Annotated in this window: 16 protein-coding genes and 1 tRNA gene; 5 read left to right on the forward strand and 12 right to left on the reverse strand. The window is 63.1% G+C overall.

Annotated elements, in window-relative coordinates; all coding sequences use genetic code 11:
- Positions 1–24: 24 nt before the first annotated feature.
- From egtD to RBA95_RS02440, 7 genes are all read right to left on the reverse strand, one after another.
- Positions 25–993 (reverse strand): L-histidine N(alpha)-methyltransferase, encoded by a 969-nt coding sequence (gene egtD, locus RBA95_RS02410; protein ID WP_306015207.1) that lies wholly within the window; start codon positions 991–993, stop codon positions 25–27.
- Positions 994–1,052: 59 nt separating this feature from the next.
- Positions 1,053–1,655, reverse strand: coding sequence for a nicotinate-nucleotide adenylyltransferase (locus RBA95_RS02415; RefSeq protein ID WP_306015208.1), 603 nt, complete (start codon positions 1,653–1,655; stop codon positions 1,053–1,055).
- Positions 1,655–2,776 carry a glutamate 5-kinase gene (proB, locus tag RBA95_RS02420; RefSeq protein ID WP_306015209.1) on the reverse strand — a complete coding sequence of 374 codons (1,122 nt, stop codon included), beginning with the start codon at positions 2,774–2,776 and terminating at the stop codon, positions 1,655–1,657. Before proB ends, RBA95_RS02415 begins: the two co-directional genes overlap by 1 nt.
- Before the next feature lie 14 nt (positions 2,777–2,790).
- Positions 2,791–3,858 (reverse strand): GTPase ObgE, encoded by a 1,068-nt coding sequence (gene obgE, locus RBA95_RS02425; RefSeq protein ID WP_306015210.1) that lies wholly within the window; start codon positions 3,856–3,858, stop codon positions 2,791–2,793.
- A 32-nt stretch (positions 3,859–3,890) separates the two neighbouring features.
- The gene (locus RBA95_RS02430) at positions 3,891–4,478 is read right to left on the reverse strand and encodes a GNAT family N-acetyltransferase (RefSeq protein WP_306015211.1); all 588 of its coding nucleotides are present in this window, start codon (positions 4,476–4,478) and stop codon (positions 3,891–3,893) included.
- Positions 4,479–4,619: 141 nt separating this feature from the next.
- A complete protein-coding gene (gene rpmA / locus RBA95_RS02435; RefSeq protein WP_022700614.1) occupies positions 4,620–4,889 on the reverse strand; it encodes a 50S ribosomal protein L27 in 270 nt (89 codons plus the stop codon).
- 36 nt (positions 4,890–4,925) lie between these two features.
- Positions 4,926–5,555: a 50S ribosomal protein L21 gene (locus tag RBA95_RS02440; RefSeq protein WP_306015212.1), complete on the reverse strand. Its 630-nt coding sequence runs from the start codon at positions 5,553–5,555 to the stop codon at positions 4,926–4,928.
- Between the two features lie 308 nt (positions 5,556–5,863).
- Here RBA95_RS02440 and RBA95_RS02445 point away from each other — a divergent pair.
- Positions 5,864–5,953: transfer RNA gene (locus RBA95_RS02445), tRNA-Ser, on the forward strand.
- 271 nt (positions 5,954–6,224) lie between these two features.
- Here the strand turns inward: RBA95_RS02445 and RBA95_RS02450 are convergent.
- From RBA95_RS02450 to RBA95_RS02470, 5 genes are all read right to left on the reverse strand, one after another.
- A complete protein-coding gene (locus RBA95_RS02450) occupies positions 6,225–7,166 on the reverse strand; it encodes a hypothetical protein (RefSeq protein ID WP_306015213.1) in 942 nt (313 codons plus the stop codon).
- Between the two features lie 59 nt (positions 7,167–7,225).
- On the reverse strand, positions 7,226–7,870 hold the full coding sequence (locus tag RBA95_RS02455; RefSeq protein ID WP_306015214.1) for a hypothetical protein: 645 nt from the start codon (positions 7,868–7,870) through the stop codon (positions 7,226–7,228).
- A gap of 188 nt (positions 7,871–8,058) precedes the next feature.
- Positions 8,059–8,913, reverse strand: a complete 855-nt coding sequence (locus RBA95_RS02460; protein WP_306015215.1) for a hypothetical protein — start codon at positions 8,911–8,913, stop codon at positions 8,059–8,061.
- Entirely contained in the window at positions 8,901–9,443 is a 543-nt protein-coding gene (locus tag RBA95_RS02465) for a hypothetical protein (RefSeq protein ID WP_306015216.1), read from the reverse strand. Before RBA95_RS02465 ends, RBA95_RS02460 begins: the two co-directional genes overlap by 13 nt.
- Positions 9,444–9,557: 114 nt before the next feature.
- Positions 9,558–10,073, reverse strand: coding sequence for a hypothetical protein (locus tag RBA95_RS02470; RefSeq protein ID WP_306015217.1), 516 nt, complete (start codon positions 10,071–10,073; stop codon positions 9,558–9,560).
- A 138-nt stretch (positions 10,074–10,211) separates the two neighbouring features.
- Between RBA95_RS02470 and RBA95_RS02475 the strand changes: the two genes are divergently transcribed.
- The 4 genes from RBA95_RS02475 to RBA95_RS02490 all read left to right on the forward strand — a co-directional run bounded on the left by RBA95_RS02475 (position 10,212) and on the right by RBA95_RS02490 (position 15,786).
- Entirely contained in the window at positions 10,212–10,907 is a 696-nt protein-coding gene (locus RBA95_RS02475; RefSeq protein WP_306015218.1) for a hypothetical protein, read from the forward strand.
- Complete coding sequence (locus RBA95_RS02480; RefSeq protein WP_306015219.1) at positions 10,907–12,427, forward strand: hypothetical protein; 1,521 nt, start codon at positions 10,907–10,909, stop codon at positions 12,425–12,427. Before RBA95_RS02475 ends, RBA95_RS02480 begins: the two co-directional genes overlap by 1 nt.
- A gap of 123 nt (positions 12,428–12,550) precedes the next feature.
- Positions 12,551–14,266: an alpha/beta hydrolase gene (locus RBA95_RS02485; protein WP_306015220.1), complete on the forward strand. Its 1,716-nt coding sequence runs from the start codon at positions 12,551–12,553 to the stop codon at positions 14,264–14,266.
- 617 nt (positions 14,267–14,883) lie between these two features.
- Entirely contained in the window at positions 14,884–15,786 is a 903-nt protein-coding gene (locus tag RBA95_RS02490; protein WP_306015221.1) for an FAD-dependent monooxygenase, read from the forward strand.
- Positions 15,787–15,860 lie beyond the last annotated feature (74 nt).

Consider the following 15,860-nt stretch of genomic DNA (forward strand, 5'->3'; position numbering starts at 1 on the left):
TCCCTTAATTGACCAAGCCGAACTCTAACACGTTTTCTCGCTGCGTTCGAGCCAGTGAATGGAGAAGGCGCAGGCGCCCTCTTCGGTCCAGACATGGGCGGGGATCAGGCCGACCTGACGCGCCAGGTCCTGGAAGGTCGAGACCGTGAATTTATGAGAGTTTTCCGTGTGGATCGTCTCGTGCTCGCGCAGGATGAAGGGCTCGCCCGCCACATTGAACCGCAGGTCGCTTTGCGCCTGAAGGTACATTTCCACACGCGACCGGTAGGGATTCCAGAAGGCGCGATAGACCAGCCCGGCCGGATCGATATCGCCGTCCAGCTCGGCATTGATGCGCCGGATCAGGTTGAAATTGAAATCCGCCGTCGCCCGTCCGGCGTCGTCATAGGCCGCTTCCAGCACAGCCGGGTCCTTGCGTAAATCGACCCCGATCAATAGCGCATCGCCCGGACGCAACCAGTCGCGCAGCGTCTTGAGGACGGCGAGCGCGTCGATGAGTTCGAAATTGCCAATGGTCGAGCCGGGAAAGAAGACGATCCGGCGACCGTCAGGCAGCTCAAGCGCATCCACATCCAGCGGCTGGGTGAAGTCGTGACAGATCGCACCGACGGTCAGGTCTGGGTGATCGGACGCGATGTCCGCGCAGGCCGCTTTCACATGATCGCCTGATATATCCATGCCGACAAAGGCGGACGGGGCATCCAGCGCATCCAGCAACCGCCTGATCTTCACACTGGACCCGGCGCCGGGCTCGAGCACGACCGCGCCGGAACCCGCGAGGCTTTTCAGTTCGGGGCCGATCCGGTCCAGCAACGCCAGCTCGGTGCGGGTGGGATAGTATTCAGGCGCCTCGGTGATGCGATCAAAGATCGCCGAGCCGGCCGCATCGTAGAAATATTTCGGCGAAATCGCCTTTTGGGGTTTGCGCAAACCGGCCAGAACATCCGCGCGGAAATCGCTGGCGGACGGTTGCAAGTCTTTGAAAAACGCCAAGGCGCCGGCCTTGACTAGGGTCTCGTTCGACATGGTCTCAAGGCGGTGGCGGCTGCGGATCAGGATGTGGCGTTTGCACGCAAGAGGCGTGAGGCCTCAGCATGTAGTGGCTCAGTCAGGTAAGTCCACCCCGGAGGAGTACCTAGGACGAGTGTTTTCGCCTGTGTGTCGGGTTTGCGCGTCTGGCTCAGGAACCGGGCGGCGGGCGACAGTCGGGCTTTCATGGCCGAGCCGGGACGCGCGATGACGCAGATCGGAATGCGGTGTGCGATGGCTTGCCAGTGTTTCCAGCGATGAAAACTGGCAAGCCCGTCCGCCCCCATGATCCAGACAAAATGCACGCGCGGATGCCGGGCCTGCAAATGGCGGATCAGATCAATCGTGGTGCGGGTGTCCAGCCGCTTTTCCAGCGTCGAGACGACGTGACCGGGTTCGGGCATCATTGTCTGAATGGCGGCGACGCGGTCTTCAAGGGGCGCGGGGGCATGGGCCTTGAGCGGGTTGCCGGGGCTGACCATCCACCAGACCCGATCAAGATCCAGTCGCTTGAGGGCGGTCGAGGCCACATGCCGGTGGGCGCGGTGGACCGGATCGAAACTGCCCCCGTAAATCCCGACCTTCATGTCGTCATGCAGGAGTTCGGATTTGAAGGCCCGGCTCATCAGCGTGCGCCCTCCGGGTCCAGCACCAGATCGCCGGCATGGATCAGTGCGACGCCGCGGCGATAGCCCAGCACCTCGGCTATGGAGTCCGATTTGAGCCCCTTGATCTGGCGGGCCTCATGATCGTCATAGCCCGCCACACCGACCCCGATCCGCTCTCCTGTCGCGGTCAGAAGGCGCACCGCAGCACCGCGCTCGAAGCGGCCCTGAACATCCACCACGCCAGCGGGCAGAAGGCTTTTGCCCTTGCGCACCGCGTCCGCCGCGCCGGGATCCAGCACCAGCGCGCCTTCGCGGGCCAGAGAGCCCAGTATCCAGGCGCGGCGCGCGCTTTCGGGATTGCCGTCGGGGGCGAACCAGCTGTAGCGGGCGCCGTCATGTAACGCGGTGATGGGGTGATCCAGGTCGCCGCGACAGATGACCAGGGCGCAGCCGGCGGCATTGGCGATGCGGGCCGCCGCGATCTTGCTGGCCATGCCGCCAGTTCCGGCGCCGCCCGTGCGAGCCGGGCCCGCCAGCGCCTCGATCTCGGCGGTGATGGTCTCGATTTCAGGAATGTGCAGGGCGCCGGGCTCGCGCGGATCGCGGTCATAAAGCCCGTCCACATCCGACAGGATGATCAGCAGCTGCGCGCCGACAAGCTGGGCCGTACGCGCGGCCAGCCGGTCATTGTCGCCAAAGCGCAATTCCTCGGTGGCGACAGTGTCGTTTTCATTGATCACCGGCACGGCGCCCAGCTTGAGCAGGGTTTCAAGCGTGGTGTGGGCGTTGAGCCAGCGCGGGCGCGATTCAATGTCGGCAGGAGAGACCAGCGCCTGGGCGGCGGGGAAACCATGGCGGGCAAACGCCTGGTCCCAATGCTGGATCAGGAGCGCCTGGCCGGCTGCGGCGGCGGCCTGCTTCTCTTCCAGCGTCAGCGCCTGACCGGGTTTGAGCCCGAGCCGCGGACGTCCGAGCGCAACAGCGGCGGAGCTGACCAGAACGACCTCGCGGCCCTCCTGGCGCAGCTGCGCCATGTCATCTGCAAGAGCGTCGAAGCGGTGTTTGAGGGGCGCAAGACTGTCAGGATCGATCAGCTGGGCCGATCCGACCTTGATGACGACCCGGCGGGCCGTCGCCATGTGCGCCCCGAAGGTCACCGATCGGGCGTCCAGCCGGTTTCGCCGCGCTCTTCGCGCTCGGCTTCTTCCTTCAGGCGCTTCTCTTCTTCGCGACGGGTATAGACCGCCTCCCAGATGACTTTCAGAAGGTCCTTGAGGCCCTCTTGCGTGGCGCCCGAGAGGTGATGCGGCACATCGCCCAGCTTCGCCTTGAACTCGGTATCGAGCATTTCGACGATTTCAGGATCGGCGGCGTCGAGCTTGTTCAGAACGACGATCTCGCGCTTGCCTTCAATGCCCGCGCCATAGGCTTCCAGCTCCTTGCGCACGGTGTCATAGGCGGCCATCGGGTCTTCGCCCGTGGCGTCGATCAGATGCACCAGCAGCGCGCAGCGTTCGATATGGCCCAGGAAGCGGTCGCCAATGCCCGCGCCCTCATGGGCGCCTTCGATCAGGCCGGGAATGTCGGCCAGCACGAAGCGGTTGCCCGTGCCCATCTCCACGACGCCCAGATTGGGATGCAGGGTGGTGAAGGGATAGGAGGCGATCTTGGGGTGCGCGCGGCTCGCCACCGACAGCAGGGTGGATTTGCCCGCATTGGGCAGGCCCACAAGGCCGGCGTCGGCGATCAGTTTCAGGCGCAGCCAGATGGCGCGCTCCTCGCCCGCTTCGCCGGGCTGGGAGATGCGCGGCGCCTGATTGCGGCTCGACTTGAAGTGCGCATTGCCTTTGCCGCCAATTCCGCCCTTGGCCAGCATGGCGCGCTGGCCCACCTCGGTGAGGTCAGCCAGCAGGGTTTCCTTGTCCTCGTCAAACACCTGGGTGCCGACCGGCACGCGCAGCACCACGTCCTCGCCGCCGCGACCGGTGCGGTTGCGCCCGGCGCCGTTATGACCGCGCTCGGCCTTGAAGTGCTGCTGGTAGCGATAGTCGATCAGGGTGTTCAGGCCTTCGACGGCCTCCACCCAGACATCGCCGCCATCGCCGCCATCGCCGCCGTCCGGACCGCCGAACTCGACATAGGCCTCGCGCCGGAATGACACGCATCCCGGGCCGCCCCAGCCGGACTTCACATACACTTTGGCTTGATCAAGGAACTTCATGGCTTGGTTTTATCTATGTCTTGTCAGCTGGGCTAGCCCGCCATCGCCATCTGACGGATAGGCGCCGAGCCCATGCGTCCGAAGGAAAAGGCGTTTCCGGTTTCACCCGTATAGCCAAAGCCGGATTTTTCCAGCACCCGGCCCGAGGCCGGATTGTCTTCAAAATGGCTCGCCGTAAACGGCGTCATCGCATGGGCGCGCGCCCATTCGCACAGGCCTTGCGCCGCTTCGGTGGCGTAACCCTGCCCCCAGACGGCGGGCGTCACCCAATAGCCCAGCTCCCAGCCCTCATCGTGCGGGTGCAGGCCGATCACGCCCACCGTGCTGCCGGTCTCGGCTTCACAGATGGCGCGCACCACATCGCCCCTGATCTGTTCGCGCGCCCGCATGATCAGGATGAAGGCTTCCGCAAACAGGGGCGGGTTCTGGGCCGGCACCCGGCTGGTCATGCGGCAGATTTCAGGGCGGGCGCTTTCGGGCCCGATCCAGGCGGCGTCGTCAATCTCGAGCGGGCGCAGAACCAGACGCGGAGTGCGGATTTCTGCAAACACGGCCGGTTTCATCGCTGCGCCCGCTTCGAACTCGGGCGTATCTTCGGGTTCAGACTGCATGTCTCTCATATCGGCCTCCTCTGGGCGCGAACTGGGCGGGGAGAGACTTCAAACGCAAAAGGGGAGACGGCGATCCGTCTCCCCTGAAACTTGGCCGTCTGGCCCGGATCGCCCCTCATCGGGATGGGCGATCACGAGGTCAGCGTCGCCCTATTCAGCCGCGTCCGCGAGCGGAGCGACGGACACGAAGGTCCGGTTGAGCTTCTTCTTCTGGAAGGTCACGCGACCTTCGGTCAGCGCGAACAGGGTGTGATCCTTGCCCATGCCGACATTCTCGCCCGGATAATACTTGGTGCCGCGCTGACGAATGATGATGTTGCCCGGAATCACGGCCTGGCCGCCGGATTTCTTGACGCCGAGGCGCCGGCCTTCACTGTCGCGACCGTTGCGCGACGAACCGCCTGCCTTTTTGTGAGCCATGGTGCTCTCCTTCTCAGGTTCTGTTGCCGCGTGGCCTTACTTGCCAGCGAGTTTCTTGGCTTCGGCGACCCAGTCGCCTTTTTCCGCTTTGGTCTTCAGACCGGAGATCTCGCCGTCCAGGCGCTCGATCTCGGCATCGTTCCAGGCTGCGATCTGAGCAAAGCTGGTCACGCCGGCTTCGTTCAGCTTGGTGGCGAAGGCCGGGCCGACGCCAGTCAGCTGGGTCAGATCGTCAGAGCCAGCGGTTTCGGTCTTGGCCTTGGCGGCCGCTTTCGGAGCGGCTTTCTTGGCCGGAGCCGGGGTCTCGTCAGCAGCAACCTTGGCCGGTTTGGCGTCCAGCTTGGACTTCGAACCCGGCTTCAGGATTTCAGCGACAGAGATCACGGCGATCCACTGGCGGTGACCCTTGGTGCGGCGGTAGTTCTGACGGCGGCGCTTCTTGAAGACCTTGATCTTCTTGTCCTTGCGGATGTCCAGCACATTGGCGGTCACCGAGGCGCCGTCCACGGCCGGCGCGCCGACCAGAGAGTCGCCTTCGCCGCCGATCATCAGCACTTCGTCAAACGCGACCACATCGCCGGTTTCCGCGCTGAGCTTTTCAACGCGCAGGATGTCGCCTTCAGAGACGCGGTATTGCTTACCGCCGGTCTTGATCACTGCATACATGATCGTTGTTCCTTTTTCCGGAGCCGTATCTGCGAAAAATCCGCGAGACCGGAGCCCTTTTTCTTCGCCGGTTCTTGGTGCGAGCCAGCGTTGTTTCACAAGCCTGTACCCGCATCGGACAGGTCCGTGCGCGAACAGAGCGCGGGATATAGGCGAAACGAACGCCCGGAGTCAATGCAGCAAGGCGCTTTCAACGCCTGATCCGCGCAGGTCTGTTTTACAGTGCGGGCGGCGGTCCGGCCAGCAATCGGCGCCCAAGGGGCTTGATTTTACCCCCGGCCTTTGCGAAACCGCGCTTCCCTGAGTTCGGAGAGGTGCCGGAGTGGTCGAACGGGGCGGTCTCGAAAACCGTTGAGCGCGCAAGCGTTCCGAGGGTTCGAATCCCTCTCTCTCCGCCAGGATTTCCATGTAATTGTGATCTTGTGGTCTTCGCAGCGCTTTGTACGCGGCTGACGCGATGGGCTGGCGGTCTGGAAGCTGGATCGGCTCGCCGACGCTCTATCGATCCCTTTGAAAGCCTTCGATGCAGGTCATTCGATATTTCCGCGTCTTTGGCCTAAGCTAGCGACAAGAGTCCACGAGACGCAAACCACGGCGCCCCGAACCGCTCGATCCGGATCAGATCAAGATGGCGCGGAGCATGAAGCCGTTGTCCTGCCGCCTGAGGGCTCAGCGCCGCGAAATACCGTCCGTCAAAGGCCCGATCTCCGGATTCAATCGGGTCCACGCATCCGACACGGCGGTGTTCAGTCCATCCATGGTGTGCGTATCAGGTGAGCCTTCGGCCTGCGCTTGGATCCGACTGGTCGCGATGTCGATCGTGCGAGCAAATACGAAGGGATCGCCATCCACGGTATGGACCTGAAAATCGAGGTAGCGCACCGGCGGATCGATCCAGCGCTCATCGAGGCAATAGGCGCTCTCGGGGTCGAGCTTCCGCAGTGCGACGTCGAGGCGCGGCAGCACGGCGCCGTCCATTGAAAGGCGCAGGCGGACTCTGACGCTCTCTTCTCCTCGCACTGACGTCTCGATGTAGTCCAATAGCGACAGGTTGTCCGCGGGGATCATGCCGCGCTCGGCCATCGCGTTGGCGAGCGCGGCCGCTTCCGGGCGCAAACCACGATCAGGCGGCGGAGGCGGCGCGTCATCCACGCAGCCCTCAAAGCGCGTCTCCACCGGCGTGTTGAGCGTCAGCCATACGGGCCGTGTTACACGGCTTACGCCATCGGTCGCGATGAGGCCGCCGCGCAGATTGCGATCCGCGTCCAGCGTCAGCCGCATGTCCCGAGCGACCCCGTCGCCCATGTCGATCGGTCCGGACCATGTCCGATCGTCCATCGCCTCCTGATACAGCGTTACGGTCGTGCCTTGAATGATCAGTGTCATGGCGCGCCCGCACTGGCCCATGCGCAGCTCCGCCCGTGTCCGGATCGCGTCACCGACCGGGATCGACATGGCGCCGGCGACCATGTTTCCCTGCCCTGTGGCTGCGGAATAGCCGCCATTGCAGGGGACAAAACGGAAACTGTCCTGGGCTGCCGACAGGCCCGGGAAACCGGCCGTAAGCAGAAGTGGGACGATGAGGCCCGTGCCGATCCGTTTCCCAATCATCATCCCACCCCGTCAGCATCCGTGTTGAACATGCGCCAATGCCGTCCGCGTCCGGCGTCTCATGGCGTGCTGGACAGGCTCGCCGGATCGACGCCCTCCAGGATCAGGCCATTGTCGATCGCGCAGCCGACCATCTGCGTCAGATACATTTGCACCCGCTCCGGACTATTGCCCGTAATCTGAATGCCGTAGGGCCCCAACTGGGTCGAGCCCGGAGCCATTTTCATCACGGGGTATCCATAGGGGCCAGAGTCCAGCATCGCGCTGCGCATCGCTTCGTTGTCCAACATCATGGACATGTACTCGGCGCTGTCAGCGCTTTCGGTGACCCGGATGGTGATCATGTTGGATGGATCGGAAAAGCCCTGCTCGCCCGGGGCAATCCCGTGGTCGTAATACTCGTAGAAGATTTCTGCGCGTGCGTCGCTGATCGGGTTTTCAACCCTGCCGAAATCACTCCGGATGGCCCAGCCGTCCATGGGCGGCGGGATGAGGCTGACCAGATCCGTGCAGGGGCCATAATCCCAGCTGACATTCTGAAAGACCGGTTGTGAGGTGACGAATTCGTCCATTGGTCCCTCGAAATCGCTGAACCGGCGTCTGTCTTCGGCCTCAGCCATGTCGTCGCGCGCCATGATCGCGTCCATGGCGGCGCGGGCGTCCACCACCGTGTAGGGTTCCGATATCAGCGGTTGGGCCGTCATGTCCTGCGCCTGCGCCGTAGAGGCGTGTCCGAGTGCAAACACGGCGCATAGGCCGAACTGCGCCAGCGCGCGTCTTGCGGGTGTAGAGGTCTTTCGTTTTTCCAACGGAGCATGCGTCATCAGGATGTCCTCTTGTCTCGAGCCGTAATCGATTGCCGGTGTCCTGCGGTCTCAGATGAAGGGCGGTTCTATTGCGGTGGCGCGTAGCCCGCCTCCGGGCCGCAGCCGATGAGCGGGGCAGGTTGGCCGCCGACGCGGGTCAGGGTGAGGTCGCGCGAGACCGTGATGTTTGCGTCTCTGGCTTGCAGGTTGCCGGTCACGCTCAGATCAGCATGGCAGGTCAGCGAATATGTGAGGGTTTGCCCCTCCTCGCCCTGAACGGAACCAAGATAGGCGCCATCAGCTTGCCGGACGAGATCGACGCTGCGCCCCTCGACGATGACCCGCATCTGCGCAGTGCAGGCCGAGGTCGAGATCCGAGCTGACGTGGTTTCTGGCCGTCCCATCGCCATGCCATTGGATAAGCGCGGCTGGCCCAGCAACACGCTGTAATCGCCTGAGCACCAGACCCGCGCAGAGCCGTCACCAGTGGAACCGCCGACGCCCGCAGGCGGCCCTGCAGCCGGCGTGCCGCCCGGCTCGCCGACACCGTCCCGTTCAAGCGGGCCCACAAGCGTCAGTGTCGGGACCTCACTGCGCAATGTCTGCGCGGTGACGAGCGACAAGGCGGGCGCCTCCACCCGCAGTTCCACCAGCTCTGGGGGGGCGGCAAGCGTGAGCGGCGGCGCTTCAATCCTCAGGTCTTCTGGTACAGGTGGGCCGGCGAGCGTGAGGCCTGGAGTTTCCACCTTTATTGTGAGCGGCTCGGCCGGGCCGGCAAGTGTTAGGCTTGGCGTCGACACCCTCAGGGCTTGTGGCTCGGGCTGGCCGACAAGCGTTAGAGTATCCGTCTCAATGCGTAGCGACTCTTGCGCGTGAACGTCGCCGTCTGGCGTCGAGACAAAGCCCATGGCGCTCAAAAGAGACGCGATTATCCAGCGCATTCAGGCGACCCGACAGTCATCGCGCCATCGCTCTCAATCGTACCGCGAATGATGGAACAGGTGCCGGCCATGGCGGGAGGGACAGGTCTCCACGCGTTCTCGCCGCCGGTTTGGAAGGGGGCGGATGTTCGGTCCTGCTCGCCTGGAAGAGAGGCGATCAGCGTGTCTGTCATGAACACGCAGATCCACTCCAACTGGCCGTCGGGCTCTGCGGCCAGAAGATTGCCCAGCGGATAAACCGGGGTGTCCAACTCGACGGTATATTGGCTTCGATCCGGGGTCGCGCGTGCATCGACGACTGTGTGCTCGATGCCCCCAAGAAACTCGGTTTCCAGAATCTGATCTTCGAGTTCAGAGGTAAAGCCGCAAAAAAGGCTTATGCCGTCATCAAAGACCTCGAAATCGCCGGTGATTTCCAGCGGGACCACAAAGGTTATGCGCGCATCACCCATCTCCTGGCTTTCGGCGGATGGCGCGAGGATCAGCGCAAATGTCGAGGCGAGAAGGGCAGGCCGGAGAAGTAAGGGCATATCAGTTCCACTTCTAAACAGTTGCGAAAGGTCGCTGGGGAGCTGGCCGGATGAGCAATCCATTGCGCTAATACGGAACGTCGCCCGGGATCATCCGTGTCAGGACGAACACGATCACTGGGCGCGCTCCATATGCGCCATCAAGCGCTGCATGAGCTCAGGATCCGACCACCGGCGCGAATTCGCTTCGAGCACGCCGCAGGCCTGGGAAACCTCGATATTGCGCTCTTCCACGTCTTCAGGCATGCCCACGGTCAGAAACGCCCGGTCCACCTCTCCGGTCATGAGCGCGATCATGGTGATGCTGTCATCCTCGCGCAGCCGTTCCAACGCGACTTCAGTCTGCTCCAGCGCGATGGCCATGTTTTCGAGCTCGCCGGATTCGGCATAGGTATCGTAGACGCAAGCGGCGGCCTCGCGATCAACCTCATCCCACTCCGGCGAACCGATATACTGGGCGAGTTCAGGGTCCGTGCGCGTGTAAATCAGCTGAAAGGCGTCCAGAAACTCCTCGCCGACAGTTTCATAATGCTCCAGCGCCTGTGCGCGCGGCATTTGCTCGAAATCGGATTGTGCGTTTGCACCCGCTGACAGGCCAGCGGCGAGAACAAGGGCAGTGAACACACGCATGAAGGCGCTCCTTTAATGGCGGTCTGGAGCATGGCTAGCAGGTCTTGTTCGTGCGGGCGTACGTCATATGACCGATGGCGTAGTGGGGGCACGCACAGATGATGGCGTCTGAATCACGAGCCATCAGGGTCCAGATCCATGTTGCGAAGCCTTTGCCTGCTCACTTCAATCGCGGCGCTGACCGCCTGCTCACCCGGCGATGCCGGCGCAAATGCGGGCGCGGGGCAGGGGTGCCCACCGGAAGTTGGAAATGGCGTTCTGGTGAACCAGCGTGTGAGTGTTGAGCAGGCCATGCCCTTTACTCAGTGGCGGGATGACTATCCGCCGCTTGAGTGCGCGGGTGAGCTTGCGCCGCTGATTCCGGCCATGCCCGATGGCTATGCGCTGGCGCCGAGCGTCATGACGCAGCCGCCCCTGATGGGTGACGATCACGTCGCCATGACGCTGGGCGTGCCGTCGGACCCGCGCACCACGCCGGATGGAACCGCCATTGCGCCCACCGAAGTGCTGATGTTCGAGATCATCCGCTATGAACCGGAAGAGATCGCGCAGTTCCGCCAATGGTTTGACGCCAATCCGGGCAGCTATAGACAGCTCTCGATTGAGGGCCGGGACATCATGATGGCCCCGGCTGGTGCGACACTGGTCCCGGGCCGCACGACCCGGATCGGCGCGGGCATGACCCGCTTTCTTGGCGAGGATCTCGTCCTGCAGGTGAGTTACACCAATATGTTCGACGATCAGCGCAGCGGCGCGCTTGAACGTGGAGACACCGATGGCGCCCGTCTCATGCTCGATATTCTCGATCTTGCTGAGGCGGAGGGGTTGCTATGATGCGCGCAGGTGTCCTGGCGGCGACAGCGATGATCGCGATTGTCCTGCCAACAGCCGAAGCTCAAGACGGGCAGGCGATGGCGCTCTGCGGCAGCTTGGACCGGCCCAATATCGACTGTGCCTGTGTGGCGCGAAACGTGGCCCAGCACCGCGCGATCGCCCCGAGCGATGCCGCGTCTGATCTCGTTATTGCGCGTTATGCCCATGCGCTCGGTCAGGACGGTGAGCCTGTTGATGCCGCGTTTGAGCGTGTCGTGCAAAGCGGATCAGGTCCAAGCGCGATCCTGGATATGGAGCGCGCCTTTGATCAGCTCGGCGGTGCGCTGGAGACGATCGAAGACTTTGAGGGTCAGTGTGTCATCGGCGGCGCGCCGCAGGCCGCGCCGCCCCAGCCTGAAGCCGATTCTGTTGCGGCCCGGTTTGCGAACAGCTGCATCGATGCGGCGGGGGCCGGGTCAGCGCGCGCCTGCGGGTGCGAGGCCGCGATGTTCGAGGATCTGGCGGGCTCTGAAGGGTTGGAAGCCTATCTGTTGTCCTTTTCGCTCTATCCCGATGACCCGTCTGAAAATCCTGCTGGCGTGCGTGCCGAACAGATGGGTGTCAGCCCGGAGCGGTTCGAGGCGCTTGAGCAGGAGGCGCGTGGGGCCATCGCTCCACGGCAGAACGCGGTGAGGAATTACTGCACCGCCATGATCTGGGCCGATGATGCGCCCGGCTTCAGCCAGGCTGAACGCGCCGCGGTCGGGGCGCAGGCGGTGTCGCGCGCTGAAGGCGGTGGCGTCGCCCAACGCGAGATGGAAGCCGCGATGATCGAGGCCGGGGAAGAGGCTCGGGCACGGGCCCGAGCGGCGCGTGAGGGCGGTGATCTGGACATCCCCGAGAATGACCGCACGCGGGCCGCCCTGGGGGAGGCTGAAGCCATGAGCGCCGCGTCTGTCCTGCAGCAAGGTTGTTCCGGGTCTGACGCCTATTGCCGGTGCCTGACCACTCGCTTTGACCAGGCCGTGGGCGGAGCCAGCGAAGGTGCTCGCATGCTGGCGGCCATGACGCTGGTCGGGGATGGACTGGATGAAGCCACGGCAACGCGCGCGGCGCGTTCCGCCGATGCCCGCGCGCAGGCCGAACTCGGCCAAGTGTTCCCCCGGGTCATGAACATTCCCGGACAGTGCGAGGCTGAGGCGGATGCAAGCGCTTTGACTGAGGCCGCTGACGCGGCGCGTGGGAGCGGGGCTCCGCGTGAGCGCTATCTGGCGCTGTGCGAAGTGCAGCATGGCGAGGATGCTGCAGATGTTTGCGCGTGTGCCGCCAATCATTTCGAGACCCATCTCAACGTCGACGAGTTTGACCTGCTCATTCGCATTCAGGCCGCGGACCTTGAAGGTCAGGGTGGGTTCGAAGCCTTTGCTGATGGTCTGGGGATGAGCGAAGCTGAGGCTGGACGTGCGCTGGCGACCAATCCCAACTTGATGGGAGCAATGATGGAAGTGCAGAGCGCCTGCATGACCGGCGGGTATCAGTAAGCGCCCCCAACGGTTTGGGCCTGTATTTCTGCATGTGTTGAATTTCGTGCGTATAGCGCTAGTATCCATCTAGGGTAGTGGAGTGGGCAGGTCAGATCCTCGATGCAGGACAATGAGGGGGACGTGACGACGACCGCGCTTCATTTTGTGGAGGCGCTGTATGCGGCCGCCACGGGCCGGTCCGGCTATGATGAAATCTTCGCCCCGTTTGACGATCATCTCAATGCGCGCGCGCGTGCGGACAAGCTGACCGATCCGGGCTGGCTGGACTCCCTCAATCGACATTTTGAACGCGCCGCCGAGGTTTATGAGCTTTCGATCCAGGCCCATGCCGATTCTCCGGCGGCCTTTGTGGAACGGTTCCGCCAACCCGCCCTCATTTTCGACGCCAGACTGGAAATTCTGGCTCAGAACGCCGCGTTTTCAGCCCTTTTGGACCTCAAGGTTGGTGACCGGCTGAGCGATGCTGCGCTGGGCGATGATGCGGGCTCTACGCTGGTGGAGGCTCCAGAGCTTCTGGACAAGACCGTCGACCAGCGTCGTCTTCTGATTCCGGTTTATCTCCACGATGACGCCGCGCCGGATCTGTTCATCGCCGAACGCATGCTGCCGCGGGCCTACGCCAAGGCGCGCACGGCTGAATACGTGCTCATATGCGCACGCACCAGCTGGCACCCGGCGATCGCCGAACTTCTGAGCACGGCCTTCCAACTCACCGATGCCGAGCTGGACCTGACGCGCCGCTTGCTTGAAGGCGCAGATCTGAAACAGATCGCGCAATCGCGCGGGCGCTCGCTGCGCACGGTCAGAACCCAGATGAACAGCGTGCTCAGCAAGACCCAGAGCCAGGACCAGAAGCGCCTGGTGCGTCTGGTGGCCGGGCTGATGCAAACAGGGGAGGTCGAGCCCGACCACCCCGATTCCGGGCCGCGCGCCCGACGCATCGCGTCCAGCGCCATCACGCGCCACAAAAGCCGTCTGGCCTCCATGAAGCTACACGATGGGCGGCGCCTGGCGTATGCCGAGTATGGCGATCTTGAGGGTGAGACGGTGCTGATGCTCCAGCCCACGACGACTCCGACCCAGCCAGAGCCGGTCCGAAAAGCCATGGCGCAGAAAGGCCTCCACGTCATCGCGCCCTACCGGCCCGGCTCGGGCCTCAGTGATACGCGCTCACCCAAGGATGGGCCGCAGGCGCTGGCCGAAGATTATGTTCAATTGCTGGATGCCCTGGAGATCGAGGCCTGCACGCTGGTCGGCCATTGCAGTGGCGGGCTGTACGCCCTGGCGGCGGCTCAGCGTCTGGGTGCACGCGCCCGACGCGCTGTCATGCTCGATGTTGGGGCTCCGGTGGTCTCGGTGAGCGAGCTCATCCGTTTGCCTTCCGCACCGCGTCGGACATTTCTGCCCGCACGCCTGTTTCCCCAGGCGCTGATTGCGCCTCACCGTATGGTCGCTGCCGACTTCAACAAGGATGAGGCCGGCGAACAGCGCACGGTGGAATATTTCTTTGAGGGGTCACCAAAAGAGCAAGAGCGCGTGCGCACCGATTCATACTTTTACTCGGTGACGCGGGACAATATCGCCTATTCCTTCGAGAATGTGCCAAGGCTTGTGGAGGATGTCTGCCGCTGGGTCAGCAACTGGGAAAGCCTTATCACCGAGGCCAAGCTGCCCGTGCACTTCATCCACGGTTCTGAAAACACGATTTTTCCAGTGGGCAAGCTGGAAGCCTTTGTCCGCAAGCATAACCACACCACGCTCACAGTGGTCGATGGCGAAGGCCAGCTGCTGCTGTATGCAGCGCCTGATCAAGTGGCGCAGGCCATCGCTGACTAGGCTCCGTCATACATCAACTGACGTATTCCAACCGGAGGCAATTGTCGGGACGATTATTGCGTCACTTGGAACGTCAGGGGAGCCTCATGGCAAAAGCTATCTCGCGTCGCCGCTTCGCCCTCGGAACGGCTGTTCTCGCCGCCGGCGCCACAATCGCACCCGTGGCCTTCGCTGAAGGACGAGGGGGCTCCGTGTCAATCCGATTTGAAGGCGTTGAGCGCCTGGAGGGGCTCTCTGGCGAAGCCTTGCGTCGCGCTCTGGCGCGGCGATTGTCAATCATAGTGGAAACAGACGCCGAAGCCGTGGAAGCCAGCCTCATTGCCGTTCGGATCAGCTCAGAGGGTGAGGTGGACGTCTTTCAATCCCGGTCGATGAGACTTCAGAGAGGGCGGTCCAGGCTTCCGGGCCCTCGCGCCTTTCCCGGTCAGAATTTCTTCCCCGGTGAGATGCAGTTTCCAGGCGAAATGCAGTTTCCGGGTGAAATGCGATACCCCGAGCGGGGTGCGAGTGAGCATGCCGTGGAGGCCGCCCGCAGGGCCCTTGATCGAAGCGGCGGTTGGTTTTTCGTCGTCGTCGCTGGCGAGGACATGAGCGCAAGTGGCGCTGCCCTTGGCTAAATGGATGCATTGATCGTCGGTGCGGGACTCTCCGGATGCCTTTCAGCGTTGATGTTGAAAGAAGCTGGCGCGACATGTCGCGTGATCGACTCTGGCTCGCGCGATAGTCTCGGCTTCGCCGCCGACCACGCTCATCGCTTTAAACCTGAAGATCTGGACGATTGCGCCGCGCTTCTCGGCGTTCCCTCCTGGGAGCTCGCCTCGTGCGGTCGCGCGTCTCTATTGAGGCGATTGCGGTCGGCTGTCGAAGGGAGCTCTGATGTCCTTTGGGAGCAGCGCCTGGAGAGCCTTTCGGGTGCACTGAGAGGCTGGAAAGCAAGCGTCGCGTCTCGCAGCCTGGACCCGGTGGAACGTGTGATCGACGCCAGTGGCGGCAGCTATGCTGCTGCTGAAATGGCGACGCGCGCGGGCGGTGGCGTTTTGAAGATCTCTCATTTGGAAGACCGATGGATTTACAATAGCTGGCGTTTGATCTCGCCCGATTTGCAACCGCGTGGCGCAGAACTTGGATCTGGCTTCATTCTGGTGGGCAACGATGGAGGCGAGGTATTGGTGACCGCTGCGGTTCCGGCGGAAGAGTCGTGTGAGCTTGAAGCCATGAGCCGCCACGTCGAACAGGCGCTTGGCCTGCGACGAGGCGCTTTGCACCGAACGGGTGTCCAATATGGCGGCTCAGCCCTGACCCGTAGCCATATTTCATCAGACTGCGCAGTTCTGGGCGTGGGCGATGCCTTGATTAGAACGCCCCCTCGTTTTGGGGACGGGCTGCACCATGCCCTGGAAACTGCACGATACGCGTCTTTGAGTTCCATTACGGAAGCATCGCAGTCTCTCGCGAGATATGCGGACCAAATCTGGAGCGGGACGACACTCGCAATGGCCTTTGAAAAGGCGCATTGGTAACCGCCCCGTCATCAGGACATTCGTTGTATCGCAAGCCGGCCAACGGGCCCATTCGCCCATCAGACGATGGATGT

Origin of the sequence: Oceanicaulis sp. MMSF_3324 (genome assembly GCF_030733545.1) — a bacterium.
Taxonomy (GTDB): Bacteria; Pseudomonadota; Alphaproteobacteria; order Caulobacterales; family Maricaulaceae; genus Oceanicaulis.